Source organism: Mesorhizobium sp. B4-1-4, assembly GCF_006439395.2.
Taxonomy (GTDB): domain Bacteria; phylum Pseudomonadota; class Alphaproteobacteria; order Rhizobiales; family Rhizobiaceae; genus Mesorhizobium.
Window position 1 is genome coordinate 4,409,297 of record NZ_CP083950.1, and the last position, 26,666, is coordinate 4,435,962.

At 62.8% G+C, this 26,666-nt stretch carries 24 protein-coding genes, 1 tRNA gene and 1 pseudogene; 9 read left to right on the forward strand and 17 right to left on the reverse strand.

Features of this window, described 5'->3' with window-relative positions:
• Positions 1 to 86: 86 nt before the first annotated feature.
• The 6 genes from phoU to FJW03_RS21175 form a co-directional block, all read right to left on the reverse strand.
• Positions 87 to 794 carry a phosphate signaling complex protein PhoU gene (gene phoU / locus FJW03_RS21150; protein WP_140608868.1) on the reverse strand — a complete coding sequence of 236 codons (708 nt, stop codon included), beginning with the start codon at positions 792 to 794 and terminating at the stop codon, positions 87 to 89.
• 25 nt (positions 795 to 819) lie between these two features.
• Entirely contained in the window at positions 820 to 1,623 is an 804-nt protein-coding gene (gene pstB / locus FJW03_RS21155; RefSeq protein ID WP_140765961.1) for a phosphate ABC transporter ATP-binding protein PstB, read from the reverse strand.
• Complete coding sequence (gene pstA, locus FJW03_RS21160) at positions 1,620 to 2,471, reverse strand: phosphate ABC transporter permease PstA (RefSeq protein WP_140765963.1); 852 nt, start codon at positions 2,469 to 2,471, stop codon at positions 1,620 to 1,622. The genes pstB and pstA overlap by 4 nt, the downstream gene beginning before the upstream one ends.
• Before the next feature lie 3 nt (positions 2,472 to 2,474).
• Positions 2,475 to 3,464, reverse strand: a complete 990-nt coding sequence (pstC, locus tag FJW03_RS21165; protein ID WP_140608874.1) for a phosphate ABC transporter permease subunit PstC — start codon at positions 3,462 to 3,464, stop codon at positions 2,475 to 2,477.
• Between the two features lie 64 nt (positions 3,465 to 3,528).
• Positions 3,529 to 4,587, reverse strand: a complete 1,059-nt coding sequence (gene pstS, locus FJW03_RS21170) for a phosphate ABC transporter substrate-binding protein PstS (RefSeq protein WP_140608876.1) — start codon at positions 4,585 to 4,587, stop codon at positions 3,529 to 3,531.
• A 530-nt stretch (positions 4,588 to 5,117) separates the two neighbouring features.
• Positions 5,118 to 9,278 (reverse strand): PAS domain-containing protein, encoded by a 4,161-nt coding sequence (locus FJW03_RS21175; protein WP_226890423.1) that lies wholly within the window; start codon positions 9,276 to 9,278, stop codon positions 5,118 to 5,120.
• A gap of 214 nt (positions 9,279 to 9,492) precedes the next feature.
• Here FJW03_RS21175 and FJW03_RS21180 point away from each other — a divergent pair, with 214 nt between their 5' ends.
• Complete coding sequence (locus tag FJW03_RS21180; protein WP_226890708.1) at positions 9,493 to 9,813, forward strand: hypothetical protein; 321 nt, start codon at positions 9,493 to 9,495, stop codon at positions 9,811 to 9,813.
• 151 nt (positions 9,814 to 9,964) lie between these two features.
• On the opposite strand, the gene FJW03_RS21185 is transcribed toward FJW03_RS21180, so the two are convergent.
• A complete protein-coding gene (locus FJW03_RS21185) occupies positions 9,965 to 10,201 on the reverse strand; it encodes a hypothetical protein (RefSeq protein ID WP_140608882.1) in 237 nt (78 codons plus the stop codon).
• 363 nt (positions 10,202 to 10,564) lie between these two features.
• Between FJW03_RS21185 and FJW03_RS21190 the strand changes: the two genes are divergently transcribed.
• On the forward strand, positions 10,565 to 10,780 hold the full coding sequence (locus tag FJW03_RS21190) for a hypothetical protein (RefSeq protein WP_140699521.1): 216 nt from the start codon (positions 10,565 to 10,567) through the stop codon (positions 10,778 to 10,780).
• 134 nt (positions 10,781 to 10,914) lie between these two features.
• Here the strand turns inward: FJW03_RS21190 and FJW03_RS21195 are convergent, their stop codons facing one another.
• The 6 genes from FJW03_RS21195 to FJW03_RS21220 all read right to left on the reverse strand — a co-directional run bounded on the left by FJW03_RS21195 (position 10,915) and on the right by FJW03_RS21220 (position 14,692).
• Entirely contained in the window at positions 10,915 to 11,286 is a 372-nt protein-coding gene (locus FJW03_RS21195; protein WP_140699524.1) for a cell envelope integrity protein TolA, read from the reverse strand.
• Positions 11,287 to 11,560: 274 nt separating this feature from the next.
• A complete protein-coding gene (locus FJW03_RS21200) occupies positions 11,561 to 12,418 on the reverse strand; it encodes a glutathione S-transferase family protein (protein ID WP_140765967.1) in 858 nt (285 codons plus the stop codon).
• A 21-nt stretch (positions 12,419 to 12,439) separates the two neighbouring features.
• On the reverse strand, positions 12,440 to 13,021 hold the full coding sequence (locus tag FJW03_RS21205; RefSeq protein ID WP_140765968.1) for a VOC family protein: 582 nt from the start codon (positions 13,019 to 13,021) through the stop codon (positions 12,440 to 12,442).
• Between the two features lie 701 nt (positions 13,022 to 13,722).
• Positions 13,723 to 13,797: transfer RNA gene (locus FJW03_RS21210), tRNA-Glu, on the reverse strand.
• A 90-nt stretch (positions 13,798 to 13,887) separates the two neighbouring features.
• The gene (locus FJW03_RS21215; protein ID WP_140608892.1) at positions 13,888 to 14,295 is read right to left on the reverse strand and encodes a VOC family protein; all 408 of its coding nucleotides are present in this window, start codon (positions 14,293 to 14,295) and stop codon (positions 13,888 to 13,890) included.
• Between the two features lie 13 nt (positions 14,296 to 14,308).
• A complete protein-coding gene (locus FJW03_RS21220) occupies positions 14,309 to 14,692 on the reverse strand; it encodes a fimbrial protein (RefSeq protein WP_140608894.1) in 384 nt (127 codons plus the stop codon).
• Between the two features lie 25 nt (positions 14,693 to 14,717).
• Here FJW03_RS21220 and FJW03_RS21225 point away from each other — a divergent pair, with 25 nt between their 5' ends.
• From FJW03_RS21225 to FJW03_RS21240, 4 genes and pseudogenes are all read left to right on the forward strand, one after another.
• The gene (locus tag FJW03_RS21225; RefSeq protein ID WP_140608896.1) at positions 14,718 to 15,773 is read left to right on the forward strand and encodes an RluA family pseudouridine synthase; all 1,056 of its coding nucleotides are present in this window, start codon (positions 14,718 to 14,720) and stop codon (positions 15,771 to 15,773) included.
• Between the two features lie 210 nt (positions 15,774 to 15,983).
• A complete protein-coding gene (gene rpoH, locus FJW03_RS21230; protein WP_027053961.1) occupies positions 15,984 to 16,895 on the forward strand; it encodes an RNA polymerase sigma factor RpoH in 912 nt (303 codons plus the stop codon).
• A 102-nt stretch (positions 16,896 to 16,997) separates the two neighbouring features.
• A pseudogene (locus FJW03_RS21235) lies at positions 16,998 to 18,376 on the forward strand (IS1182 family transposase).
• Positions 18,377 to 18,382: 6 nt separating this feature from the next.
• Positions 18,383 to 18,559 carry a hypothetical protein gene (locus tag FJW03_RS21240; protein WP_226890424.1) on the forward strand — a complete coding sequence of 59 codons (177 nt, stop codon included), beginning with the start codon at positions 18,383 to 18,385 and terminating at the stop codon, positions 18,557 to 18,559.
• Positions 18,560 to 18,635: 76 nt separating this feature from the next.
• Here the strand turns inward: FJW03_RS21240 and FJW03_RS21245 are convergent, their stop codons facing one another.
• From FJW03_RS21245 to FJW03_RS21260, 4 genes are all read right to left on the reverse strand, one after another.
• The gene (locus FJW03_RS21245; protein ID WP_226890425.1) at positions 18,636 to 19,496 is read right to left on the reverse strand and encodes an MBL fold metallo-hydrolase; all 861 of its coding nucleotides are present in this window, start codon (positions 19,494 to 19,496) and stop codon (positions 18,636 to 18,638) included.
• A 150-nt stretch (positions 19,497 to 19,646) separates the two neighbouring features.
• Positions 19,647 to 20,306, reverse strand: coding sequence for a peroxiredoxin (locus tag FJW03_RS21250; protein ID WP_140760842.1), 660 nt, complete (start codon positions 20,304 to 20,306; stop codon positions 19,647 to 19,649).
• A 209-nt stretch (positions 20,307 to 20,515) separates the two neighbouring features.
• Complete coding sequence (locus FJW03_RS21255; RefSeq protein ID WP_140608902.1) at positions 20,516 to 20,881, reverse strand: cell division protein ZapA; 366 nt, start codon at positions 20,879 to 20,881, stop codon at positions 20,516 to 20,518.
• Positions 20,882 to 20,891: 10 nt separating this feature from the next.
• The gene (locus FJW03_RS21260) at positions 20,892 to 21,164 is read right to left on the reverse strand and encodes a DUF4164 domain-containing protein (RefSeq protein WP_006200774.1); all 273 of its coding nucleotides are present in this window, start codon (positions 21,162 to 21,164) and stop codon (positions 20,892 to 20,894) included.
• Positions 21,165 to 21,425: 261 nt separating this feature from the next.
• On the opposite strand from FJW03_RS21260, the gene tkt reads away from it, so the two are divergent.
• The 3 genes from tkt to FJW03_RS21275 all read left to right on the forward strand — a co-directional run bounded on the left by tkt (position 21,426) and on the right by FJW03_RS21275 (position 26,659).
• Positions 21,426 to 23,417 (forward strand): transketolase, encoded by a 1,992-nt coding sequence (tkt, locus tag FJW03_RS21265; protein WP_140760844.1) that lies wholly within the window; start codon positions 21,426 to 21,428, stop codon positions 23,415 to 23,417.
• A gap of 156 nt (positions 23,418 to 23,573) precedes the next feature.
• The gene (gene gap / locus FJW03_RS21270) at positions 23,574 to 24,584 is read left to right on the forward strand and encodes a type I glyceraldehyde-3-phosphate dehydrogenase (RefSeq protein ID WP_140760846.1); all 1,011 of its coding nucleotides are present in this window, start codon (positions 23,574 to 23,576) and stop codon (positions 24,582 to 24,584) included.
• Between the two features lie 194 nt (positions 24,585 to 24,778).
• The gene (locus FJW03_RS21275; protein WP_140699552.1) at positions 24,779 to 26,659 is read left to right on the forward strand and encodes a potassium/proton antiporter; all 1,881 of its coding nucleotides are present in this window, start codon (positions 24,779 to 24,781) and stop codon (positions 26,657 to 26,659) included.
• Positions 26,660 to 26,666: the final 7 nt, after the last annotated feature.

Below are 26,666 nucleotides of genomic sequence, written 5' to 3' on the forward strand. Positions count from 1 at the left end.
AAAAGTGTGAAGCGGTTTTCCGTCCGGAATTGCATGGAAACAAGAGAGAGAGCGGTTTTCCGTAAAACGGTGAACCGCTCTGACGATCAAGCCGCCGGCGCCGACATCGCCGTTTCGTCCTGCTTCGGACGATTCGCGGGCAACTGCGTACCGGTCAGCACATAGTAGGCATTCTCGGCGATGTTGGTCACATGGTCGCCGATGCGCTCGAGATTCTTGGCGCAGAACAACAGATGCGTGCAAGCCGTGATGTTGCGCGGATCCTCCATCATGTAGGTGAGAAGTTCGCGGAACACGGAGGTGTATTTGACGTCGATACGTTCGTCATCGGCGCGCAGCTTGGCGAGGGCTTCGGCATCGTGCGCCGCATACTCCTCGATCACGCCCTGCACCTGGATCAGCACCAGCTGCGCCATGGCGTCGATGGAATGCGACAGGTCGCGCGGCGTGGTGGACAGGCCGACCGTACCGACGCGCTTGGCGATGTTCTTGGCAAGGTCGCCAATGCGTTCGAGGTCGCCGGCCATGCGGATCGACCCGACGACATGCCGCAGATCGTCGGCCATCGGCTGGCGCTTGGCGATCAGCGTGATGGCGCGGTCGTCGAGTTCGCGCTGGCGCGCGTCCATGATGACGTCGTCGGAGACAACGCGCTGTGCCAGCGCGTTGTCGGAGTTCAGCAGCGCCTTGGTGGCGCCGCCGACCATCGAGCTGGCGAGATCGCCCATGTCGCTGATCAGCCTGCTGATCTGTCCGAGATCCTCGTCGAAAGAAGCGACTGTGTGTTCGGCCATGATCCTGGTCCTCGTATGCGTGAGATCAGCCGAAGCGGCCGGTGATATAGTCCTGCGTGCGCTTCTCGCGGGGCGATGTGAAGATCTTCTCCGTACGATCGAACTCGACCAGCTCGCCCAGATACATGAAAGCCGTCTGGCGCGACACGCGCGCCGCCTGCTGCATGTTGTGGGTGACGATGACGATCGTGTAGTCGGCTTGCAGCTCGTCGATCAATTCCTCGATCTTGGCGGTCGACAGCGGGTCGAGCGCCGATGCCGGCTCGTCGAGCAGGATGACCTCCGGCTTCACCGCCACGGTGCGGGCGATGCAAAGACGCTGCTGCTGGCCGCCCGAAAGGCTGAGGCCGCTGGCGTTGAGCTTGTCCTTGACCTCGGTCCACAGAGCCGCGCGCTTCAGCGCCTGCTCGACACGGCCGTCCATCTCGGCCTTGCTGATCTTCTCATAGAGCCTGACGCCGAACGCGATGTTTTCATAGATCGACATCGGAAACGGCGTCGGCTTCTGGAACACCATGCCGATCTTGGTGCGCAGCAGGTTGAGGTCCTGCGAGCGGTCGAGAATGTTCCGGCCGTCAAGCAGCACCTGACCCTCGGCGCTCTGCCTCGGGTAGAGCTCGTAGATGCGGTTGAAGACGCGCAGCAGCGTCGACTTCCCGCAGCCCGAAGGGCCGATGAAGGCGGTGACACTGCGCTCGGGCAGCGACAGGCTGATGTCCTTCAGCGCCTTCGACTGGCCATAGTAGAAATTGAGGTTCTTGACCTCGATCTTGGCCTTTTCCACGGCAGCCTCGGCCACGTTCAAATCGGTGGACAACATCGGTTTCATCTGTCCTCTCTGCGTCCGGTAAGGCTGCGGGCGAAGATGCTCAGCCCGAGAACCGTTAGGGTGATTATAAGTGCGCCGGTCCACGCCAGCTGCTGCCATTCCTCGTAAGGGCTGAGAGCGAACTGGAAAATGGTGACAGGCAGGCTGGCCATCGGCGCGTTGAGATTGCTTGACCAGAACTGGTTGTTGAGCGCGGTGAAGAGCAGCGGCGCCGTCTCGCCGGAGATGCGGGCGATGGCCAGCAATATGCCGGTGACGATGCCGGAGAGTGCCGCACGATAGGCGACAGAGCGGATGACCACCCAGCGCGGTGCGCCGATCGCGGTGCCTGCCTCGCGCAAGGCGTTCGGCACCAGGTTGAGCATGTCCTCTGTGGTGCGCACCACGACCGGGATGACCAGGATGGCCAGCGCGACGGCGCCGGCGATGGCGGAGAAGTGCCCCATCGGCCGCACCAGCAATTCATAGACGAACAGGCCGATAACGATCGACGGCGCCGACAGCAGGATGTCGTTGATGAAACGCACCACCGTGGTCAGCTTCGAGAAGCGTCCGTATTCGGCCATGTAAGTACCGGCCAGCACACCGATCGGCGTGCCGACGATGACGCCGATGACGGTCATCACGACGCTGCCATAGATGGCGTTGAGCAGGCCGCCGGCATCGCCGGGCGGTGGCGTCATCTCGGTGAAGACCGCCAGCGAAACGCCGGACAGGCCCTTGTAGACCAGGGCGCCGAGGATCAGCGCCAGCCAGGCAAGGCCGATGCCGGCGGCGACGACGCAGAGCGCCATCATCACGCCGTTCCTTCTCTTGCGTCTGTTGTGGAGTGCCAGGGACGTCGACATTGGTCAGGCTCCCGTGCGGGCGTCGATGCGCATCAGCATATAGCGTGCGATGGCAAGGATAATGAAGGTGATGACGAAGAGGATCAGGCCGAGCGCCACCAGTGAAGAGGTGTAGAGTTGGCCGTCGGCTTCGGTGAATTCGTTGGCGATCGTCGCGGAGATCGTCGTCGCCGGCGCGAACAGCGAGGCGCTGATACGATGCGCGTTGCCGATGACGAAGGTCACCGCCATGGTTTCGCCGAGCGCGCGGCCGAGGCCGAGCATAACGCCGCCCATAATGCCGACACGGGTGTAGGGAATGACCACGCGCCGCGTGACTTCCCAGGTTGTGCAGCCGATGCCGTAGGCCGATTCCTTCAGCACCGCCGGCACTGTGTCGAACACGTCCTTGGTGATCGAGGTGATGAACGGCAGCACCATGATGGCCAGGATCAGCGACGACGTCAGTAGGCCGATGCCATAGGGCGGGCCGGCGAACAGGCTGGAGAGCCCGGGCACGTTGTGAAAGATGTCGATGATGAAAGGCTGTATCGTCGTCTGCAGGAACGGTGCGAACACGAACAGGCCCCAGATGCCGTAGATGATCGAAGGGATGCCGGCCAGAAGCTCGACGGCGATGCCGATCGGGCGCCGCAGCGGCCGCGGGCAAAGTTCGGTAAGAAAGACGGCGATGCCGATGCCGATGGGAACGGCGATCAGAATTGCGATGGCTGACGTGACGATGGTGCCGTAGATCGGCGACAGGGCGCCGAAATTCTCGGTGACCGGGTTCCATGCCTCGGTCGTCAGGAAGGAAAAGCCGAACTTAGACAGGGCTTCCCATGAGCCGGCAAACAACGAGATGGCGACGCCGCTGAGGATGAGCAGGACGAGGACGGCAGAAGAGCGTGTAGCCTCCCGAAACACCATGTCCGTGAAGGCGAAGCGCCGCACTGTCGCATCCCTGGACCGCATGACGCTCGATAACGGCGTAGCTTCTGAAACGGTGGTCATCTAGCCCCTCGTATTCGAAAGAAATGGGAGGACGCCAAAGGCGTCCTCCCTTCGACAAAGAGAGTTACTTGGCGGCGTAGAGCGACTTGCCGTCGCTGCCGACGATGTCCTTGCTCCACATTTCCTCGACGCTCTTGACGACCTTGTCCGGCATCGGAACGTAGTCCAGTTCACCCGCCATCTTGTCGCCCTTCGCATAGGACCAGGCAAAGAACTTGAGCGCTTCGCTGGTCGCCGCGGCGTCATCGGGCTTCTTGTACAGCAGGATCCAGGTCGCGGACGTCATCGGCCAGGACTCGGCGCCCGGCTGGTTGGCGAGAATGACGCCATAACCCGGCTGTGAGTTCCAGTCGGCATTGGCCGCCGCGGCCGAGAACGCCTTCGCGGTCGGCTCGATCTTCTTGCCGTCCTTGTTGATCATGTCGGTGTAAGTCAGCTTGTTCTGCTTGGCATATGCGTATTCGACATAGCCGATGGCGCCGCCGGTCTGCGACACGTTGTTGGCAACGCCTTCATTGCCCTTGGCGCCGATACCCACCGGCCACTCGAGCGCGCTGTTGACGCCAACCTTCGACTTCCAGTCGGCGTTCACGTCGGCGAGATAGTAGCTGAAGTTGAACGTGGTGCCCGAGCCGTCCGAACGGTGGACAACGGCAATCGCCTGGTCTGGCAGCTTGGCCTTGGGATTGAGCTTCTTGATCGCCTCGTCGTTCCAGTTGGTGATCTTGCCGAGGAAGATATCGGCCAGCGTCGTGCCGTCGAGAACGAGTTCGCCCGGCTTGATGCCTTTGAGATTGACGACGGGCACGATGCCACCCATCACCATCGGGAACTGGGCGAGACCGGTGGAGTTGAGGTCTTCACCCTTCAGCGGCGCGTCGGAAGCGCCGAAAGTAACGGTCTTGGCCTTGATCTGCTTGACGCCGCCGCCGGAACCGATCGACTGGTAGTTGAGGCCGATGCCGGTCTCTTTCTTGTAGGCGTCGGCCCACTTCGCGTAGATCGGGTAGGGGAAAGTGGCGCCAGCGCCGGAGATATCAGCCGCAAACGCTGCGGACATGGTGAAGGTGGACGCCGCAGCCATTGCAATCGCAACGGCCGCCGAGCGGATGAAATGTCTCATGTGGCCTGCTCCTGTTCGGAAGATGGTCTCTCGGCGCCCTTTTGCCGGCGCCCGCTGAGGCCAATAGCCTTCGATTATAACAGTCGCATGACAGTTTCGTGTCAACCGGGTAACGCGTCGCCGGCGCGGGGAAAGGCGGTAGCTTCGCATGGTTGCGGCCCGGTCCGGGTTTGCCCCGGGAATCAGTGGCTTGAGCCATTGCTGGCTCGAAGCCGGCGTTGGATTCGCCGGGCCGGCTCGGATGAAGAAAATCCGGACGGGAGCGCGTTGCTCGAGGCCAGAGCGTGTCGTGGCCGGGCCATCGCCGAAAACAGGTCCGTTGGGGTAGAGTGACGCTGTTTCTTGCCGGCGGTCGCTGCTCCCGCCCGTAACTGAGAAGAGCGGAATTCGATGTTGCCATTGTCCCGGCTAAGCACCGCCTTTGATATGGTGCGATCGCACCATAGTCTTTGCACGCAGGGGTAGCAGCAAATCCCGACTGATTCCCTCCGGCCCGCCTCTTCGGATTGCTGGAACCGGCCGACGCGGTGCTATCCCGCGTTGCGCTGGACCTGTTGGCCGGCGCTAATCCAGCGCTCGACTTTCTCCAGCAGGGCCCTCGGGCTGATCGGCTTGGGCAGATAATCGTCCATGCCCGCCTCCAGGCATCGTTCGCGATCGCCCTTGAGCGCGTGCGCGGTGACGCCCACGATCGGTACATGCGTGCCGGTTTCCTGTTCCAGCCGACGGATCGCGGCGGTTGCCTCCAGCCCGCTCATCTCCGGCATCGAGACGTCCATCAGGATCATGCACGGATTGAGCCTGCCGAAGGCGTCGAGCGCCTTGCGGCCGTTGCCGACAATTTCGAAACCATAGCTGGTCTCGCTGAGAATTTGAGTGAAGACCATCTGGTTCACCTCATTGTCCTCGGCCACGAGGATATCCAGCCGATGTCCGCCACCGCCGGTGACGGGAGGCCTCGGACGAACCGGCGGCGGCTGCAATTGCGCGCGTTGTTCGGACGGCGCCAGCGGCCGCCGCTGGGAAGCGCCGAGGCCCTCGCCTGCCGGCGGCTGGGCGTGGCCGTTCGTCGCATGGCGATGGCGCTGGATGGTCCCGACCAGCGTTTCCAGGAGCGCCGAGGAGCGCGCCGGCTTGATCAGCTGGGCGTCTATGCCGAGATCGCGGTAGCTGGTGTTGGCGAGCGATTGGTCGACCGAGGTCAGCATGATGATCGGCGTGTCGGCGAGGCCTTCGGTGTTGCGCACGATGCGGGCCATTTCGGCGCCGCTCATCCCGGGCATCTGGTAGTCGAGCACGACACAATCGACGGGCACGCCATAGGCGGCCGCGGCGATCAGCACCTTCAGCCCCTCGGCGCCGCTTTCGGCCGCGCAGGAATCGAACGTCCATGACGTCATCTGCTCGGTCAGGATGGCGCGGTTGACGGCATTGTCGTCGACGATCAGCACGCGCGCGCCCGTGACGTCCACCGGCATGATGCGCTGCCCCTGCTGTTGTTCAGCCCTGGGCAGCGTTACCGTGAACCAGAAAGTCGAGCCCTTGCCCTCGGCGCTCTCGACACCGATTGTGCCGCCCATCAGCTCGACCAGCCGCGAGGTGATGGCAAGGCCGAGCCCGGTGCCTTCGTGCCGCCTTGTCGAGGACGTGTCGACCTGGCTGAATTTTTCGAACACCTGCTTCAGCTTGTCCTCGGGGATACCGATGCCTGTGTCGGTGACGGAGATCGTCAACCTGGTTCCAGTCGGGATCCTCTCGCCGGTCACATCGACAAGCACATGGCCTTCGTCGGTGAATTTCACCGCATTGCCGAGCAGATTGGTGACGATCTGCCTGATGCGGCCGACATCGCCGATGAACAGGCTTTCGAGCCCCGGCTCGATGCGCACGATGAGCTCGAGATCCTTTTCCTTGGCGCGTGTCGAAACCAGCGTCGCCACGTCCTCGATCGCCTCGCCAAGGTTGAAGGGCGCCGGGTCCAGCACCAGCTGGCCGGCATCGATCTTGGAGAAATCCAGGATGTCGTTGATGATCGTCAGAAGCGCGTTGCCCGATTTGACGATGATGTCGGTGAACGTCTTCTGCTTCGCATCGAGATTGGATTTGGCAAGGAGTTCGGCCATGCCCAGCACACCGTTCATCGGCGTGCGGATCTCGTGGCTCATATTGGCGAGGAATTCCGACTTGGCGCGGTCGGCGAGGACGGCGCGCTGGCGTGCCTCGCTGAGTTCCGCCTCGCGCTGCTTCAGCTCGGTGATGTCGGTGGTCGAACCGATCAGGTAGAGCGAACCGTCGGAGGCGATCATCGCGCCCTTGCGCGCGAACTGGTGCCTGACGCTGCCGTCGGCTAACCGCACCGTCTCCTCGATCTCCTGGGTTTCGCCGGTACGCAGCACGGCCAGATCGCCGGCCACGAAGGCTTCGCCATCCGGCCCGAAGATCTCGACATCGGTCTTGCCGATCGCTTCTTCCTTGCTGAAGCCGGTGAGATCACACCAGCCCTTGTTGACGTAGAACTGCCTGAGATCGGAGCGCTTGGCGTAGATCGACACCGGCACATTGTCGATCAGGCTGCGAAACACCTCGTTCTCGCGCATGCTCTCCTCCAGAGCCTGCTCGCGTGCCTTGACCTCGGTGATGTCGGTGCTGGAACCGACCAGATGCACCGATCCGTCGATGGCCACCAGGCGGCTCTTGCGCGTCATTAACTGCCGCACCGTGCCGTCGCGATGGGTGACGGGCTCCTCGACCTCGCGCACGCTGCCGGTCGCCACGACATCGCTGTCGTCATGGCCGTAGCTTTCCGCCGCCTCGGCGCCGAACAGCTGGCGGTCGGTCCGGCCGATGACGTCTTCCTTGGCCAGGCCTGTAATAGCGCACCAGGCCTTGTTGACGAATTCGATGCTGAGGTCCTGCGCCTTGATGAAGGCTGCCACCGGCAACTCGTCCATGACGTGCCGGAAGAGATCGATCTGTCGCATCGAGTCGCGCAGCGCCGCCTCGCGGCTCTTGATGCCTGTGATGTCGACGCGCACGCCGATGAACGTGCTGTCATCGGTGCGCATGTCGTAGACCTGATGCCAGCTGCCGTCGGGATTGACGCGCTCGAACGACGCGCTGGGCAGGCGGCACCGCGCGAGGACCCCGTCGACCCAACGCTGCGGATCGCTGTCGTAGAGCTTGTCGAGCTCCGGATCGCCGCTCTGCCGGAAATAACCGGCGGAATTGCCGGATGCCAACGCTTCCCGGAAGGTGCGGCCGGGTTGCCATACCGTCTCCAGTTCCGGAACCGCATCCTTCATCTTGCGGTTGGCGAAGACGAAATTGTCATCGCGATCGTAGATGATCACGCCGGCCGGTAGCGATTCGAGCACGCTGGCCAAATGCTTGCGCGCATCCTGCGCCTCGGTCTCACGCCGCTTCATCTCCGAGATGTCGAAGAGAAAACCGGCGACATAGTCGCGGCCGCTGGGCATGCGGACGCGGTTTTTCCGGACGATGCGCGAGCGGGCGACACCTTCGTCCTCGAAATTTTCCTCGACTTCGTAGATTTGTCCGGTCGACAGGACTTCCCGTTCGCTGCGTTCAAAGAGCGCGGCCTCGGCCGGGCTCAGGAAATCGTCGCCAGGCTTGCCAAGCATGGCTTGCGGCGTCTGGCCAAACAGCGCCGCGAACGCCTCGTTGACAAAGACGAATCTCAGATGATCGTCCTTGACGAAAATCGGATTCTCGACCGCGTTGATCACCGCCTCCGCCAGCCTCGCCTTTTCCAGCGCGTCGGCGAGCTCGGTTTCACGGCTCTTCATGTCGGTGGCGTCGACATAGGAAATGAGCCGCTTGCCGCCGGCCAGCGGTGCCAGCGATGCGACCAGCGTGCGCCCGTCATTGTGGGGCAATCGTCTGGAACCGGCGACGCCGGCCCTGATTTCGGCTTCGCGCTCGGCGGTGTGGCGTTGCCAGGCAATTTCATCGGCGCCGTAGGGATCGATGCCGCGGCTGGCCTCCATCAGATCGCGGAAGGCCGAGCCGATGCCGGCGCGAGTGGGATCGATCTTCCAGAAATCATAGAAGGCGCGATTGATCACCTCGGCACGCATGTCGGCATCGAGGACGACCACGCCGATCGGCATTGAATCGACCATCGCGCGAAGGTTGGCGAGGCTTTCCGAAGAAAATCGTTCGCCCTCCTTGTGCTCACTGTCTCCGAAGGCGCTGGCCAGCGCGGTGACATTGCGGCCTATGCCGCGATAGCCGGCAAATTTTCCTTCACCGTCGAACCGTGGAAAGCCCGAGGTCAGCACCCAGCGGCAGTCGTCGCGGCCTCCCTTCAGTTCGTAGATGAAATCGCGGAATGGCCGGTGCGCCTGCAGATCTTCCAGATGCGCTGTCGCGCTGCGCTTGCCCTTCAGGACCTGGTTGAGGAAATCGAAGCGGAACCGGCCAAGCACATTGGCTGGATCGATACCGGTGGCAGCCTGGTAGTTTGGCGAAAGCCAGGAAAAGCGCAGCTCGTCGTCGGTTTCCCAGACCCAGTCCGAGCCCAGCTCGACAAGTTGGCGGAGCGCGTCGGCGCAATCCAGATCGGGCGTGCACGATGACCTGTCGCCGCCATCCGCTGTTGCCTTGCCTGCCCCGCCCTTGCCTGCCCCGCCCTTGCCGCGCCCGCCGATCGCTTCGTCCGCTTCCGCCATGCTGTCCCCACCCCGAAAAACAAGGTCGAACCCTCCCTCCGCGGTTCGTCGGCGGAATGTGCCCGACAAGCATTAACGATCCGCTAACCTTAACGGAGCAACCGAGCGGTTCCTGCTGCGTTATTCCGTCCGGTTGTCTGGTGGACCAAGGCCGCGTTATAAGCCCGCAGGGGTGTTGCTAATGTATGGACGGATAGGGCCTTTCTTGCTGGGCGTGACGCTGCTTTTCGGCAGTGGCTGCTCGCGAAGCTATGACGGCACGGTCATCATCCCGCGACCCCTCGACGCCAGGCGTTTCTGGGATCGGCCGCCGCCCAATGTCGACTACCAACCGCAGGTCAACAATGGCGCCATTCCGGTGCCGCCGCAGCAGCCTGGGCAGTTTTCCGAACGCAAGGTCGTGAAGCCGGCCATGCAGAGACGGCGCCAGACGAGGCTTTCGCCGCCGTCTCCGCCATCCTCCGAGCCGGAAAGGCAACTGGCCTGCAGGAATGTGAGCGCGCCAGGCGAAAGGGTTCGCATGGTCTGCGACTAGGGCAATCCTCGCAAAGCTGCAAAGCAGCTTCCCGCTCGGAATTGCTCGAGACCAAAATTACTTTGAAACCAGGAGATGGAGCCGTTCTTCGTTTCCGCGAAACAATGAACTGCCCCCGCAATTCGCCAGAGCTTTGTGGCAAACAGCGCACCTATAGCGATGCCGCGCCCTTCTTCGGCTCCTTTGCCCCTAGTTTGTCGAGCGCAAGCCGAACCTGGCGCAAATCGTCCTGCCAGCCATCATCTTCGCCCATCGGGCTTTCCGACGCGGCTCGCTGCAGGCCGCGTGCCTCGGATTCGATCTTGCGCAGTTCAGCGATCTTCTCATCCTTGGTCAGTGAGCCGTCCTCGACGATCTCCAGAACCCTCATTTCCCTGAACGTGGCCATGGCGTCTCTCCCGGCTGGTGTCGATCACAACGCCGCAAGCACGCGGCTGTTCCAGGCAGATCACGGTTCTATCGGGCAAGCGGCAGGCTCCTCGCTACCCGGGAAGTGGCCGGGCCGTACCACGCGCACCCGGCCGCTTGCCGGCCTCGATCGACTGCCGCTGGGCGATACCCGGAGTATAGGGCGCTGCACCTTTCGTCCAGTTACTGGCAGGGTCCGCGCAAGCGTTGAAGAAGCCGGCCGTGGCAGTTCGCGCCGTGCATTTGCGCTGTTTACCGGGCGAACGATCAATCCGTCGTTACCGGGGCCTGCTCCTGAAACCTTGCCCGGGTTGCGGCGTTGAAGGGGCAAAGGAGAACGCGGATGTCGATCCACTTCACGGTATCGGAACTGACAAGGAACCTTTTTCATTCCCTGGGGCTGGATCACGAGCGCGCGCCAAGGCCGCTCACTCCCGAGCAAAACCTGTTGCTGGAGTGCTATCTGGCCGGGCAAATTCCGGAATCGGCGTGGAGCGACTATGTCTTCGAGACACCGGACCTGGCACGGCATGCCAAGGTACGGCGCCTGAGCCATTGACCGGGGGCTCGCCCGAAAAGCCATCCTGGCAGAGCTGGAAGCCGTTGTCGGACCGTTGATATATAGTTGATATATATATGAGCTTTCCCGGCCCCATCTGCGTCAGGACAACCCGGAAAACTCTGCAAGAACGGCTATTTCTTCGGCGAGACGAATTGCAGCGTGAAGACGTTGCCGCCTATGCCTTGAGCCAGCGTCGGCGAAAAGCTCAGCGGCGTGCAATTCTTGACCGCCGCGACCGCCGCGTCGATGAACGACTTCCGCGCCTTGTCGTCACCGGCCACCTTGGCGGCGGTCGGCCGCGGCGCGCCGATCAGCGTGCCGTCGCGTTTGAAACTGAAGCTCAGGGTTACGGTCGAATCCCCGGCATCGGGCGGCGGCGTCCAGCATGCCTGAATCGCTGCCCCGACATCATCCATAGTGTTGAGCGTTGCGGCATGCAACGGGAGGACTGTGCCAACCAGCATTCCGCCGGCGATGATCAGCGTCGCAGCCATGCTTTTCATTGCAAGCCCTCATCTCGCTCCCAAGCCGACATTCTTTGCCCGACCCGTTGAAAGGGATGTTAGAGCCAACGCCGGCAATGACAATATCCCGGCGCAAAAAGTTGATGCTCTGGCGTTGCCTGATCGCTGTCCCGTGATGTTCCAGCATGGGGCCGAAAAGCAAAAGGCCGGCAATGAGCCGACCTTTCCTTTCACCGATATTGTGCCAGTACATCCGTGGTCGCGGGGTGAATTCCTGACAGTAGACAGGGGCTTGGTTAACGAACCCTTAACCTCAGGCCGTCGCCTGCGACCTCACATGGGCGATATAGCCACGCACGTCGCCGGCCGGCTCGGCATAGGCCTTGCCGAGCTTCTTCTCGATCGTCGCCATGTACTCTTTCGCCCATTTGGGCAGCGGATAGTCGATGACAGCCAGGAATTCGAGCGTCGCCGCCAGCCGGATGTCGGCGATCGACGGATGCTTGCCGCCGATGAACGGCTTGCCGTTCCTGAAGAAGCTGTGGAAGATCTCCAGCGGCTCGGCGATCGCGGCCATGGCGGCCTTCTGCGCTTCGGACTTCTTGTCCGGGTGGGCGTCGCTGTGGCCGACCTCGCCGGCATATTGCGGGAAGCCGAGCAACGGATAGGTGGCGCGCGCCACATACGGGTAGAGCGTACCGACCAGATAGAACATGGCGCTGTCGACCATGGCCCGCTTGGCCGGCGCCTTGGGGTAGAATTTCTCCAGCCCGTGCTTGTTTGCGAGATACTGCATGATGGCGCAGCTTTCCCACAACACACCTCTGGGAAGGCCCTTGTCTTCGATCATCGGCGTCAAATGGGACGGGTTTCGCGCGGTGAATTCGGGCGAGCGCGTATGGCCCCAGGCATCGGTTTCGGCGGCATCCAGCCCGGCCGCGCGCGCGAACACCCGTACAGTCATGTTGTTGACGCTGGGCTTCAGCATGCTGAGCTTCACGGCAGGTTTCTTCGCCGATTTCGCCTTGCCCTTCGCAACGGGCCTGGCAGTGGCCTTGGCCGCCGGCCTTGCCACTGTTTTTGCCGCCGGCTTTACGGCTGATTTCACCGCCGGCTTGGCCACTGATTTCGCCGCGGATTTCTTCGGACTCTTCGTCGCTGTCTTCGCCATTTGCTCCTCCCTCTGATCCGTTCAGTATGGATTCTTCGGTGTCCGGTCGTTCGACAAGGTTGCGCGGGAACGCTCGACGAGCGCCTGAATCGCGTCGGCGAGATGCACTTCCGTGATATTGTAGTCGCCGCGCGCCAAACGCAGCCTGTGCGCTTCCATCAGCACGTCGGCATGGGTAAAGCCCACCGGCGGCTCGAAACGGTAGGAGGCGAGCTCGATCAGCAGCCCGAGCGGATCCTCGAAATAGATCGAATCCATGAAGCCGCGATCCTTGACGCCGCTGTGCTTGATGTCGCGCTCGTCGAGCCGGGCGACCGCTTGCAGGAAGGTGACGCGCGACACCGCAAACGCGATGTGATGGACGCAGCCCGGATCGGTCGGCGTGCGCCGCTTCTGCGGCGTACGGCTCTCATCGGTGAAGACGGTGATCAGCCGGCCGTCGCCCGGATCGAAATAGAGATGGCTCTCGCTGGCCTTGTCGAGGTTGGGCTGTTCGAAAATGAACGGCATGCCAAGCACGCCTTCCCAGAAATCGATTGAGGTCTGGCGCCCGGCGCCGACCAGCGTGATGTGATGGACGCCCTGCGATTGCAGTTTCTGCATTGGCCTCTCCCAGCGGCACCAGCCGCCCGTGCGGACCTGCCCGGCATCCGGCGTTCTGCGCGCCGCCTGAGCCCGGCTTCAAGATCCATGTCGTGATGCTAATGCAATCAGCCCTGCGGCGCCAGCAGCAACGATTCCTAGCGATGCGCGGCGGTGCAAGGAGGCTTGGCGTTCAAGGTCGAGGGCTTTTCCAGATGATGCAGGGCACAATCGCAACGCGAAACCGCCCGTTCTGACCGAAGCCAGGCTATACCACAGCCCTAAGCTCCGTTTCCGCCAGTATCCCCACGCCGCCACACTCGGTGCAGGCGAGGGTCTTCCCGGGGCAACCGGTCTGATGCGTCCCTTGCGGACAGCAATGTCCTTTTGACGTACACCATCTTGAGCAATCGAAAACCTTGCCGCAGCCGTGGCAGCGCGGGCAAATTATCTTCACCGAGGCCATTCCAACTCTACCCCAACCCAAATCCGCGCTGCCGCGGATGCAACCCCGCGCCGCAACTAGCAGAAATCGCTATGCTTTCAAGCGTCGCGGCCTGACTTAAATTGGGTGTATTCGGTCAATTGGCGACACCGGGTTGGTGGGTGACGAATCCGTTCGACGATCAGCCGGCTCGCAGCACCGAGGGTGGTGGGGCGCAAGCTTTTAACCGCTATTTTGACGGTTTTCCGTTGATCAGAGCTAAGTGCTTGATATGTCGTGGTACGCCCAAGGGGAATCGAACCCCTGTTCCCGCCGTGAGAGGGCGGTGTCCTGACCGCTAGACGATGGGCGCGCTCAAGAACCGGCGATATAGGCTGACGGCCGACAAAAAGCAACTGGGGTTCGGCCGCTTTACCGCATCGAACAAAAAGCTGCCCGCGCGTTATCGCTTGGGCTCGATGAGGTCCCAGAGATTGCCGTGCAGATCGGCGAAAACCGCCACCGTGCCATAGGGCTCGAAACGCGGCGCCTCGCGGAATTCGACGCCCTGTTCCAGCATCGTCGCATGGTCACGTGCGAAGTCATCTGTTTCGAGGAACAGGAAAACCCGCCCGCCGGTCTGGTTGCCGATGCTTTTCCTCTGCGCCTCGTCCGACGCCTCGGCCAGGAGCAGTCTGGCACCTTGCCCGTTGGCCGGCGCCACCGCCACCCAGCGTTTGCCGTCGCCGAGATCGACATCCTCAACGAGCCGGAAACCCAGCCGCCCGACATACCACGCAATCGCCTCGTCATAGTTGGCCACGACCAGCGCAACGGTGGCAACACGGCGACGTTCGGCAAACCCGGTCATTGTTGCGGCCGGCCTATTTGTTGCGAATTGCAAAACGGCCGATCAGGCGGCGCTCCGCCGTGTCGTAGACGAAGATCGTGCGGCCGCCGTCGGCAAGTTCGGCATCGATCGAGACGCGATTGCCGGACAGCGACTGGCTGACCACCTTGGCGCCGACCGGCAGCACGATGTCGGCGCTGATCGGCTCGCCCGCGGGTGCCTGGACGTCGCCGGCCAGCGACGGGCTCGCCGGCGGCGTGTTGCGCGCTTTGTAGACAAGGGCTCCGATCACCACCATAAGGGCAAGAAACAGCAGGCCGAGATTGATCCCGACGAAACGGATGAGTTTCCTGCGAACCTTTTCGACTTCAGGGTCGAGCGGCTTTTCGTGATCTTCGTCGGCGATTGGCCTGACCATGGCAAACAGTTCCGGAACTTTTTCGATGAGCGCTCATAACGAAGAGGCCCCTGAATTAATAGAGGACCAATTCATGGCGGCCGCGCCGACCGTGCTTGTGGCGGGCGCGGATGCGGCCGGCCAGCGCCTGGATCAATGGCTGGCCGCCCGGCTTGGTCCGGACATGTCGCGCAGCCGCGTGCAGATGCTGATCCGGCAGGGCGCGGTGATGATCGACGACAGGCCGGTCGACGAGACCAAGCGCAAGATGACACCAGGCGAAAGCGTATCGGTCGCCATGCCGGAACCGAAGCCGGCCTCGCCACGGGGTGAAAACATCGCGCTCGATGTGCTCTACGAGGACGATGCGCTGATCGTCGTCAACAAGCCGGCGGGGCTCGTCGTGCATCCCGGCGCCGGCAACTGGACCGGCACGCTGGTCAATGCGCTGATCCATCACTGCGGCGACAGCCTGTCGGGCATTGGCGGCGTGCGTCGGCCCGGCATTGTCCATCGCCTCGACAAGGAAACCAGCGGCGTCATGGTGGTGGCCAAGACCGACCGCGCCCACAAGGCCCTGTCCGAAGCCTTCGCCGATCACGGCCGAACCGGTGATCTCGAACGCGCCTATCTGGCTTTGGTGTGGGGCATACCGCAAAGGCCGACCGGAACGGTCGATGCACCGCTCGGCCGGGCCGCCGACCGGGTGCGTCGCGCCGTGGTGCCGGAAGGGCGCGACGACGCACGCCATGCCGTCACCCACTTCGCCGTGCAGGAGCGCTTCGGCGAAAACCAGCGGGAATTCGCCACCGCGAGCCTTGTCGAATGCCGGCTGGAAACCGGCCGCACCCACCAGATCCGCGTCCACATGGCCCATATCGGCCATCCCGTGGTTGGCGACCCCGACTATGGCCAGGCCTTCCGCACCAAGGCCAATCGGCTGCCGGAACCGCTGAAAAGTCAGGTCAAGTCATTTTCCCGGCAGGCTTTGCATGCCTGGCTCCTTGCATTTCGCCATCCCGATACCCATCTAACGATGAGGTTCGAGGCGCCGATGCCGGAGGACATGGAGAAACTCGTCGGCGGCTTCCGCGATCTCTGAACCTGCCATCAACAAGCTCGAAACCAGCCATCAAAAAACCTGACTGGCATTGTTCACTTGAGCGTGACACACTGTTTCGTGTTGAACAAATGCTGTCCTTTCTGGTTTTGTTCCTGTATACATCCGATGTCGCGGGCGAGCCTTATGGTGCTCGCGTCACATGCTCGCCGCGTTTCGGGGGCATTACTCCAATAGAGAGGGGGCGCTATCATGGCCCAGTCATTACCCAGTATCGTTTCCGGTGAAGGCGGTCTCAGCCGCTACCTGGAAGAAATCCGTCGCTTTCCCATGCTTCAGCCGCAAGAGGAGTACATGCTCGCCAAGCGCTATGCCGAGCATGAAGACACGTCCGCCGCGCACAAGCTCGTCACCAGCCATCTGAGGCTCGTCGCCAAGATCGCCATGGGCTATCGCGGCTACGGCCTGCCGATCGGCGAAGTGATCTCGGAAGGCAATGTCGGCCTGATGCAGGCCGTCAAGAAATTCGAACCCGAGCGTGGCTTCCGCCTCGCGACCTATGCCATGTGGTGGATCAAGGCCTCGATCCAGGAATACATCCTGCGCTCGTGGAGCCTGGTCAAGATGGGCACGACCGCCAACCAGAAGCGTCTGTTCTTCAACCTGCGCAAGGTGAAGGGCAAGATCCAGGCGCTGGACGACGGCGACCTCAAGCCCGACCAGATTGCCGAGATCGCCACGCGGCTGAACGTTTCCGAAGCCGAAGTCGTGTCGATGAACCGCCGCCTGTCGGGCGACGCCTCGCTCAACGCGCCGATCCGCGCGACGGAAGGCGAGTCCGGCGAATGGCAGGACTGGCTGGTTGATGACCACGAAAGCCAGGAAGAGATGCTGATCGAGCAGGACGAGTTGGAGAACCGGCGCGGCATGCTGTCGGGCGCTCTTGCCGTGCTCAACGATCGCGAGCGGCGCATTTTCGAGGCCCGTCGCCTCGCCGAGGAGCCGCTGACCCTGGAAGAGCTGTCGGCCGAGTTCGACATCAGCCGCGAGCGCGTGCGCCAGATAGAGGTGCGCGCCTTCGAGAAGGTGCAGGACGCGGTCAAAGCCGCCGCCAAGCGCCAGACCCAGGCGCTGCGCACCATCGAGGCGCAGCCGGCGGCTTAACGTCGGGTTCGGTTAGAAACAAAAGCGGCGTCAGGAAACTGGCGCCGCTCAGACTGCTGACAAACCCCTGGCATTTGCCGGGGGTTTTTGATTCACTGGGTCATGTTGAAGCGACCCGCCCCTGAACAGACCGCGCTCGAGATGGTGACGTTGGATCAGCTGGTTCCGGCTGACCACCTGTTGCGCAAGATCGATCGCGCGATCGACTTTTTTCTTCATCCACGATCTGACAGCGCCGCTCTACTGCGCCGACAATGGCCGACCGCCGCTCGATCCGACCTTGATGTTCAAGGCGCTGTTCATCGGCTACCTGTTCGGCGTGCGCTCGGAGCGGCAGCTGGTGCGCGAGATCGAGGTCAATGTCGCCTACCGCTGGTTTTTGCGGCTGAAGCTGACGGACAAGGTGTTCGACGCCTCGACGCTGTCGCAGAACCGGCGCCGGCGCTACCAGGACGAGACGATCGCGCAGGCGATCTTCGACCGCATCGTCGAGCAGGCGATCCGGGCGGGGCTGGTGGACGGGACGGTGCTCTACACCGACAGCACGCATCTGAAGGCCAACGCCAACAAGGGCAAATACGACCTTGCCCTGGTCGCCAAGTCGCGGGCCGACTACTGGAGCGAACTCGACCGCGCCATCGAGGTGGAGCGGGCGCTGCATGGCCAAAAGCCGCTGAAGCAGAAGCAGAAGCAGCGCAAGCCGCCCGAGAAGCAGACCAAGGTCAGCCGTGCCGATCCGGAGGCCGGCTACATGGTGCGCGAGGGCAAGCCGAAGGGCTTCTTCTATCTCGATCACCGCACGGTGGATGGCCGTTGCGGCATCATCACCGACACGTTCGCCACGCCGGCCAACGTGCATGACTCGATCGTCTATCTCGGCCGGCTCGACCGCCAGGTGGAGCGCTTCGGCTTCAATGTGGCGGCTGCGGGGCTGGATGCCGGCTACGCCACGCCGGGCATCGCCAAGGGGCTGGAGGACAGGACGATCAGGGGCGTCACCGGCTATCGCAACCCGACCCCGCCCAAGCCCGGCATGATGAGGAAGAGCGCCTTCGTCTATGAGCCGGATGCGGACGGCTATCGTTGCCCGCAGGGCCAGTTGCTTGCCTATGCCACAACCGACCGCAGCGGCTACCGGCATTACAGGAGCGATCCGGCGATCTGCCGCGACTGTCGCGCTGTTGGCCTCCTGCACCTCAAACGCCAAGGCCGAACGCACCATCACGCGCCATGTCTGGCAGGACGCCCGCGAGCGGGTCGACGCCAATCGCTCGACCGCATGGGGCAAGGCCATCTACCGGCGCCGCAAGGAGACGGTCGAGCGGTCTTTCGCCGACGCCAAGCAGCTCTTCGGCCACCGCTATGCCCGCTTCCGAGGGCGAACCCGCGTCGCCTGCCAGTGCCTGATCGCCGCCGCCGCCCAGAACATGAAAAAGATCGCAATCAGCCTCTGGCCAAGCCCAAAACCAGCACCCGCCTGAGGCCAGATGCGCAGCGCCAGCCTCCTGACATCTTCTCCTGACACCAATTTACAAAGCTCAATCAACGCGCAAAACAAAACCCCGCCGAAAATCGACGGGGTTCGTCAGCAGTCTGAGCGGCGTCAGGAAACTGGCGCCGCTTTTTTGTGTTCGGGTGGTTGGCAAAAACGAGGCGACAGTTGATCCCCCCTTGCGGGCAGATCAGCAGTTTCACTGACGGCATCTGCCTTAGAGCCTCGAGTGCCGGCAGTAGCACTGCCTACAGCCCATCCAAGGGAAACTTCAGATACCGCCTTCCGTTGGTTTCCGGTTCCGGCAGGCGCCCGCCATTCATGTTGATCTGCAAGGCATGCAGGATCAGCCGCGGCATCGGCAATGTCCGGTCGCGCGCCTCGCGCAGGGCGACGAACTCGGCCTCGCTGTGTGCAGCACCGAGATGGATGTTGCTGGCCTTCTGCGCGGCGACCGTACTTTCCCACCGGGGCTCGCGGCCACCGGTCTGATAATCGTGGCCAACGAACACGCGCGTCTCGTCGGGCAGCGCCAGGATCTCCTGGATCGAGCGCCACAGCCGCGCGGCACTGCCGCCGGGAAAGTCCGCCCGCGCCGTGCCGCTGTCGGGCATGAACAGCGTGTCATGCACGAAGGCGGCGTCACCGATCACATAGGTGATCGAGGCCAGTGTGTGTCCGGGCGAGAACAGCACCTTGACCGGGATGGTCCCGACCTGGAAGATCTCGCCTTGCCTGAACAGCCTGTCCCACTGCGAGCCGTCGGCCAGAAAATCCGGCCAGTTGTAGATCACTTTCCACAGTGCCTGGACGTCGACGATCCTGTCGCCGATCGCCATCGGCGCTCCTGTCTTCTCGCTCAGATAATGCGCGGCCGAGAAATGGTCGGCATGCGGGTGGGTGTCGAGGATCCACTCGAGCTCCAGCCCGTTTTCCCTGACAAAATCGAGCACCGCGTCGGCGCTCCTTGTCGCCGTTGCGCCGGATCTCTCATCGAAATCGAGAATCGGGTCGATGATGGCGCACCGCCTCGTCGCCGGATCGGCGACGACATACTGGACGGCCCCTGTCGGCTTGTCATAGAAACCCCTGACCTGCGGTCTTGCCAAAGCCACGTCCAAAGCGAGCTTCCCCAACCCATTACCGGCCGGAACGATTTTCTCCGCCGAACCCCGGCAGAGGCATGGTTGTCCACCCAAGCGGGCCAGTCAAGCATGACTTGGCCCGGGAGGAAGGAAAAGGCAAAAACCGTTGCTGTTTCAGGCGGACGGCTGCTTGGTCTTCCTGAGATAGGGCAGGACGGTCTCGTAGGCGCCGAAGCGCTTGATCGCGTCCTCGTTGGAAACAGCGGCGGTGATGATGACGTCCTCGCCTTGCTTCCAGTTCGCCGGCGTCGCCACCTGATGCTTGGCGGTCAATTGCATGGAATCGACCGCGCGCAGAATCTCGTCGAAGTTGCGGCCCGTGGTCATCGGATAGGTCAGCACCAGCTTGATCTTCTTGTCCGGCCCGATGACATAGACCGAGCGCACGGTGGCATTGTCGGCGGGCGTGCGGCCTTCCGAGGTCTCGCCAGCGCCTGCCGGCAGCATGTCGTAGAGCTTGGCGACCTTGAGGTCCTTGTCGCCGATCAGCGGATAGTGAACCGAATGGCCGGTCGCCGTCCTGATGTCGGCCTGCCATTTTTCGTGGCTCGCGACCGGATCGACCGAAATGCCGATGATCTTGACATTGCGCTTCTTGAACTCGCCTTCGAGCCCCGCCATCGTGCCAAGCTCGGTCGTGCAGACTGGCGTGAAATTCTTTGGATGGCTGAACAGGATCGCCCAGCCGTCGCCGATCCAGTCATGGAACTTGATGGTCCCTTGCGTCGTCTCCGCGGTGAAATCCGGTGCAATGTCGTTGATACGAAGGCTCATGGCTTATCCCTACCTTGTGACAAATGCCGCCAACCCAATGCCGCGGCTCGGCACCCTTTCTAGCACCCTCGGCAGCGACCTACAAAATGCTTAAAGCCCCCAGCGGCAGCGCTGGCGGCGAAATTTCCGTCCTTCATGGCAGGGACGGCAGGAGTTTTCAGATATCCGCTGAACCCATAACGCCCAGAGGGGTCCGACTGGAAGAGCGATCAGGCCTTGTTGATCGCAAGCGTCACCGTCAGATCTTCCATGCGCTGCGCCAGCGCGCCAAGCGCGTTGGTCAGCACGCTGTCGTTCCTGTCAGCCTTGGTCAGCGCCTCGTCGCGGGTCTTGCGCAAGGTCAGCACTTCGCTTTCCATGCCCTTGACGCGTTTCTGCAGTTCCGAAAGCTCGTCCATCACCATGATCCCGGCCATCACGGTCAGGCGCTGGTCGCCGATCTCGCCAAAAGAATCCTTCAGATGCGAGACATATCGGTCGAAGCGCTCGGCAAGGTCGATCAGATGCTCTTCCTGGCCCTCGTCGCAGGCCATCCGATACTGCTTGCCGTCGATTGAAACCGTGACCTGTGCCATGGGCCAGCTCCTATCTGTCCAACACGGCGCGGATGGTTTCCATGGCGGTCACCAGCCGTCGCGATACTTCCTTGTTGGCATCTTCCAGCCGTTCGGCGCGCGCTTCGGAATTGTCGAGTTCCTGCGCCAGCCGCGAGCGGTCGGCATTCATCCGCTGCACCTCGGCCTCGGCTTCCGAATAGTCGCGTTCATGCTCCAGCTTGGCCGCGACGGCATTTTCCAGCCCTTCAATGGCCTTGCCCAGCCTTGCGATCACTTCCTTGAGCGTGGTTTCCCCGGTCATGGCCTTCGTCCTGTGCCCTGCCCATCACCGAATCGTTCGCGTTCAGAACGCGTTATCCCCGAAACATTAGGCACCGGGTGAAGGCGACGTCAACAAAGCTCTCGCGACTGTCCCCTGCTAACGCTAATGTAGGCTCGCCGCCGGCATCACAAGACCGGCAAATGTGCACCCGATTTGTTGACTAAAAACCCGCGCCTGCTATGTGTCGCGCACCCTTTTCAAGGGCTCTCCCAAGCCCCAAACCCTCACCCCGGAGGAACCATGACGTCGCGTGAACAACATGACCGGATGGCCAATGCGATCCGTTTTCTCTCCATGGACGCCGTCGAAAAGGCGAATTCCGGGCATCCCGGCCTGCCCATGGGCTGCGCCGACATCGCCACGGTACTGTTCACCCGCTTCCTGAAATATGACCCCAAGGCCCCGCACTGGCCCGACCGCGACCGCTTCATCCTGTCGGCTGGCCATGGCTCGATGCTGCTCTATTCGCTGCTGCACCTGACCGGCTACGAAGACATGACCATCGACCAGATCAAGCATTTCCGCCAGTTGGGCTCCAAGACCGCCGGCCATCCCGAATACGGTCACGCCACCGGCATTGAAACCACAACCGGCCCGCTCGGCCAGGGCCTCGCCAATTCGGTCGGCTTCGCGCTCGGCGAGCGCATCATGAATGCCGCCTTCGGCAACGACCTCGTCGACCACTACACCTATGTGCTGGCCGGCGACGGCTGCCTGATGGAAGGCGTTAGCCAGGAAGCCATCGCGCTTGCCGGGCACCTCAAGCTCAACAAGCTGATCGTTTTCTGGGACAACAACAACATCTCGATCGACGGTCCGGTATCGCTGGCCGACAACACCGACCAGGTCGCCCGCTTCCAGGCCTCGGGCTGGAACGCCAGCCATATCGACGGTACGGATCCGGAAGCGATCGCCTATGCCATCGAAGCCGCCCGCCATTCCGACAAGCCGACGATGATCGCCTGCAAGACGACCATCGGCTTCGGCGCGCCGACCAAGGCCGGCACCAACAAGGCGCACGGCTCGCCGCTCGGCGCCGATGAGATCGCCGGCGCCCGCAAGTTCTTCAACTGGGACTCGCCGCCCTTCGAAATCCCGGCCGACATCCTCGACGCCTGGCGCACCGCCGGCAAGGCTGGCGTCAAGGCCCGCACCGACTGGGAAGGCCGCCTTGCCAAGGCCGACGCCAAGCTGAAGGCCGAGTTCGAGCGCCGTCTCGCCGGCAAACTGCCGTCCAACTTCGACGCCGTCATCGCCGACTACAAGAAGAAGCTGTCCGTCGACAAGCCCAAGGTCGCTACCCGCAAATCGTCGGAAATGGCGCTGGAGGTCATCAACGGTGCCGTGCCCGAAACCATCGGCGGCTCGGCCGACCTGACCGGCTCGAACAACACCAAGACGAGCCAGACCAAGAACATCACGCCTGATGACTATGGCCAGCGCTATGTCCACTACGGCATCCGCGAGCACGGCATGGCCGCCGCGATCAATGGCCTGACGCTGCATGGCGGCCTTATCGCCTATGGCGGCACGTTCCTCTGCTTCTCGGACTACGCCCGCCCCGCGATGCGGCTTTCCTCATTGATGGGCATCCGCTCGATCTTCGTCATGACCCATGATTCCATCGGTCTGGGCGAAGACGGTCCGACCCACCAGCCGGTCGAGCATCTGGCGGCATTGCGTGCCATTCCTAACCACAACGTCTTCCGTCCGGCCGACGCGGTGGAAGCCGCCGAGTGCTGGCAGATCGCCCTTGAATCGGAAAAGACGCCGTCAACGCTGGCGCTGACCCGGCAGAACCTGCCTACGGTGCGCACCGAGTTCACCGAAAAGAACCTGAGCGGCCAGGGCGCTTACGAACTGGCCGCCGCCAGCGGTGAAGCCGCGGTGACCATCTTCGCCACCGGCTCCGAGGTCGAGATCGCGCTTGGCGCCCGCGACCTCTTGGAAAAGCACGGTCATCCGACCCGCGTCGTCTCGGTGCCTTGCTTTGAACTGTTCGACAAGCAGAGCGACGATTACCGCAAGAAGACGATCGGCGACGCGCCGATCAAAATGGCGATCGAAGCCGGTATCCGCCAGGGCTGGGATCATTTCATCGGCTCGGACGGCATCTTCGTCGGCATGACCGGCTTCGGCGCCTCGGGCACCATCGAACAGCTCTATCCGCATTTCGGCATCACCGCCGAGGCGGCCGCCAAGGCAGCCGAAGCTCGCCTGCACGGCAAATAAGGCCTGGTCCCACCGCGAGGTCGCCTGAGGCGACTTCGCGGGTCTGGATCGACTAAATCGATTTAAATCCATGCCACTGCGGCTGGATTCTTTGTCCGTCCGCCGCTATGAAGCTGCGGACCAATTGTCCGCCCTCCAGCTCCCCGGGAGAGAAAAATGACTGTCAGAGTTGCCATCAACGGATTCGGCCGCATCGGCCGCAACATCCTGCGCGCCATCCATGAATCCGGCCGCAAGGACATCGAGGTCGTCGCCGTCAATGATCTTGGTCCGGTCGAGACCAATGCGCACCTGCTGCGCTTTGACAGCGTGCATGGCCGCTTTCCCCATGAAGTGTCCGTTTCCGGCGACCAGATCACGGTCGGCAAGGAAAAGTTCAAGGTCACCGCGATCAAGGATCCGACGCAGCTGCCGTGGAAGGAACTGGGCGTCGACGTCGCGCTCGAATGCACCGGTATCTTCACCGCCCGCGACAAGGCCGCCGCGCACCTGACCGCCGGCGCCAAGCGCGTCCTCGTTTCGGCTCCCGCAGAAGGTGCCGACCTCACCGTCGTCTACGGCATCAACCACGACAAGCTGACCAAGGACCATATCGTCATCTCGAACGCGTCCTGCACCACCAACTGCCTTGCGCCGCTGGCGGCCGTGCTGCACGAGACGGTCGGCATCGAAAAGGGCATGATGACGACGATCCACTCCTACACCGGCGATCAGCCGACGCTGGACACTATGCACAAGGATCTCTACCGCGCCCGCGCCGCGGCCCTTTCGCAGATCCCGACCTCGACCGGCGCCGCCAAGGCGATCGGCCTTGTGCTCCCCGACCTCAAGGGCAAGCTCGACGGTATCTCGATCCGCGTGCCGACCCCGAACGTCTCGGTCGTCGACTTCAAGTTCATCGCCAAGCGACCGACCACGGTGCAGGAAATCAACGACGCGGTCATCGCCGCCTCGAACGGCAAGCTGAAGGGTGTGCTGTCGGTCACCCATCATCCGAACGTCTCGGTCGACTTCAACCACGATCCGCATTCCTCGATCATGGCGCTCGACCAGACCAAGGTCATGGACGGCAACTTCGTCTCCGTGCTGTCGTGGTACGACAACGAGTGGGGCTTCTCCAACCGCATGTCCGATACCGCCGTCGCTTTCGGCAAGACCATCGCCTGATCGCGAGCCAGTCTCGACAGATCAGAACGCCCGGCTTCGGCCGGGCGTTTTCGTTTGCCGAAGCAACAACTCCAGAACCGTCGAAAATCAGCGGCATTGGGCAAAAAACCATCCGGCCGCCTTGCACTGGCCATGCCTTCGCCCCACTCTCCCGTAAAGCGAGAAAGCAGAGGAATTCGAGGGGCAAATCACGGATGGAGCACGCGATCTATCTCGTCACGCTGGTCGGCACGGCGCTGGTTGTCGCCGCCGCGTTTTCGAGCCTGATCGCCTTCCGCTTCGGCGCTCCCCTCCTGCTTCTGTTTCTCTGCATCGGGCTCGCCACCGGAACTGACGGCCTCGGCATCGAATTCGACAATGCCCGTGTCGCCTATTTTGCCGGCTCACTGGCGCTGGCCATCATCCTGTTCGATTCCGGCTTCGGCACACCGCTCAACGCCTTGCGGCAGGCTGCGGGGCCGGCCCTGTCATTGGCCACGGTCGGCGTGGTACTGACCACGGGCCTGTTCGGAGCCGCCGCCCACTCCATGCTCAACCTCTCCTGGTTGGAATCCTTCCTGCTCGGCGCCGCCGTCGCCTCGACCGACGCCGCGGCGGTGTTCTTCCTGCTGCGCGCCGGCGAGATCAATCTGCGCGAGCGCGTGCGCTCCACCCTCGAGGTGGAGTCCGGCACCAATGACCCGATCGCCATCTTCCTGACCATCACGCTGGTCGAGATCATCGCCGCCCATGCGAACCCTGAAGCCAATGTCCTGGTCACCAACCTGATCCTCGGCTTCGTCATCAATATGGGCCTCGGCGCCATTGTCGGCGTGCTGGGCGGCCTTGCCATCGTGCGCCTCGTCGACCGGCTCAATCTCGACCATGGCCTGCTGCCGATCTTCGTGCTGACCCTGTCGCTGATGGTCTTCGCCGCCGCCGGCGCGATCGGCGGCTCGGGCTTCCTGGCGGTCTATCTCGCCGGCCTCATATCAGGCAATTCCGACATCCGCGCCGTCACCATCCTGAAGCGCTTCCAGGACGGCATGTCGTGGCTGGCGCAGATCATCATGTTTCTGATCCTCGGCCTGTTCGCGACGCCCTCGCAATTTCCGGCGATCATGGTGCCGGCGGTGCTGCTCGGCCTGTTCCTGATGTTTGTGGCGAGACCGGTCGCGGTCTGGCTCTGCTTGATCCCGTTTCGCCTGCCGCGCCCCGAAGTCGCCTTCGTCTCCTGGGTCGGCCTGCGCGGCGCCGTCTCGATCCTGCTCGCCATCACCCCGCTGCTCGGTGGATTGGAGAACGGCCGCACCATCTTCAACGCCGCCTTCATGATCGTCCTGGTTTCGCTGGTTATCCAGGGCTGGACCGTTGGCCCGTTGGCGCGCCGGCTCGGCCTTATCGTGCCGGCGCGGCTCGGGCCGCTGGACAAGGTCGAACTGGAGCTTCCCGGTTCCGCCCATCACGAGCTTCTCGCCTATCGCGTGGCTCAAGGCAGTCCGGTGGCGCGCGGCGAACGCATTCCGCGCTGGGCCCGTCCCTCGCTGGTCCTGCGTGACGGCCGCTCGATGCGTTTCCAGGACATGGGGCGGTTGGCCGCCGGCGATCAGGTCTACATCTTCGTGCCGGACCGCTATCCTCGCCTGCTCGACAAGCTGTTCGCCAGCCGGGCCGTGGTCGATCCCGAGGATGCCGATTTCTTTGGCGCCTTCGCCGTCGACCCGGCGCGCTCCGCCGCCGAACTGGAAGCCGCCTACACGCCAGGCCTGACCGAGGCGGAGCAGAAGCTCACCGTCGGCGCGCTGGTCACCGCGCGGCTCGGCGGCCATGCCGAATATGCCGACCGCGTGCTGCTCGGTCCAATCGAGCTGATCGTCAGGGATGTCGACGACAAGGGCAGGATCACGGGCCTTGGCCTTTCCTTTGAGCCGACCGCGCCGGTGGCGCGGGTGCCGGTCTTCCTCAGCGCCGGCGAGATGGGCGACCGTTTGAGCGCCTTTATCCGCAACTGGCGCAAGCCGGCGCAGACGCAGGCAGCGCCGGCACGGACTGACGACGCCGAGCCACCGGTTGAAAAGGCGACGACCGGGAACTGACGACGGC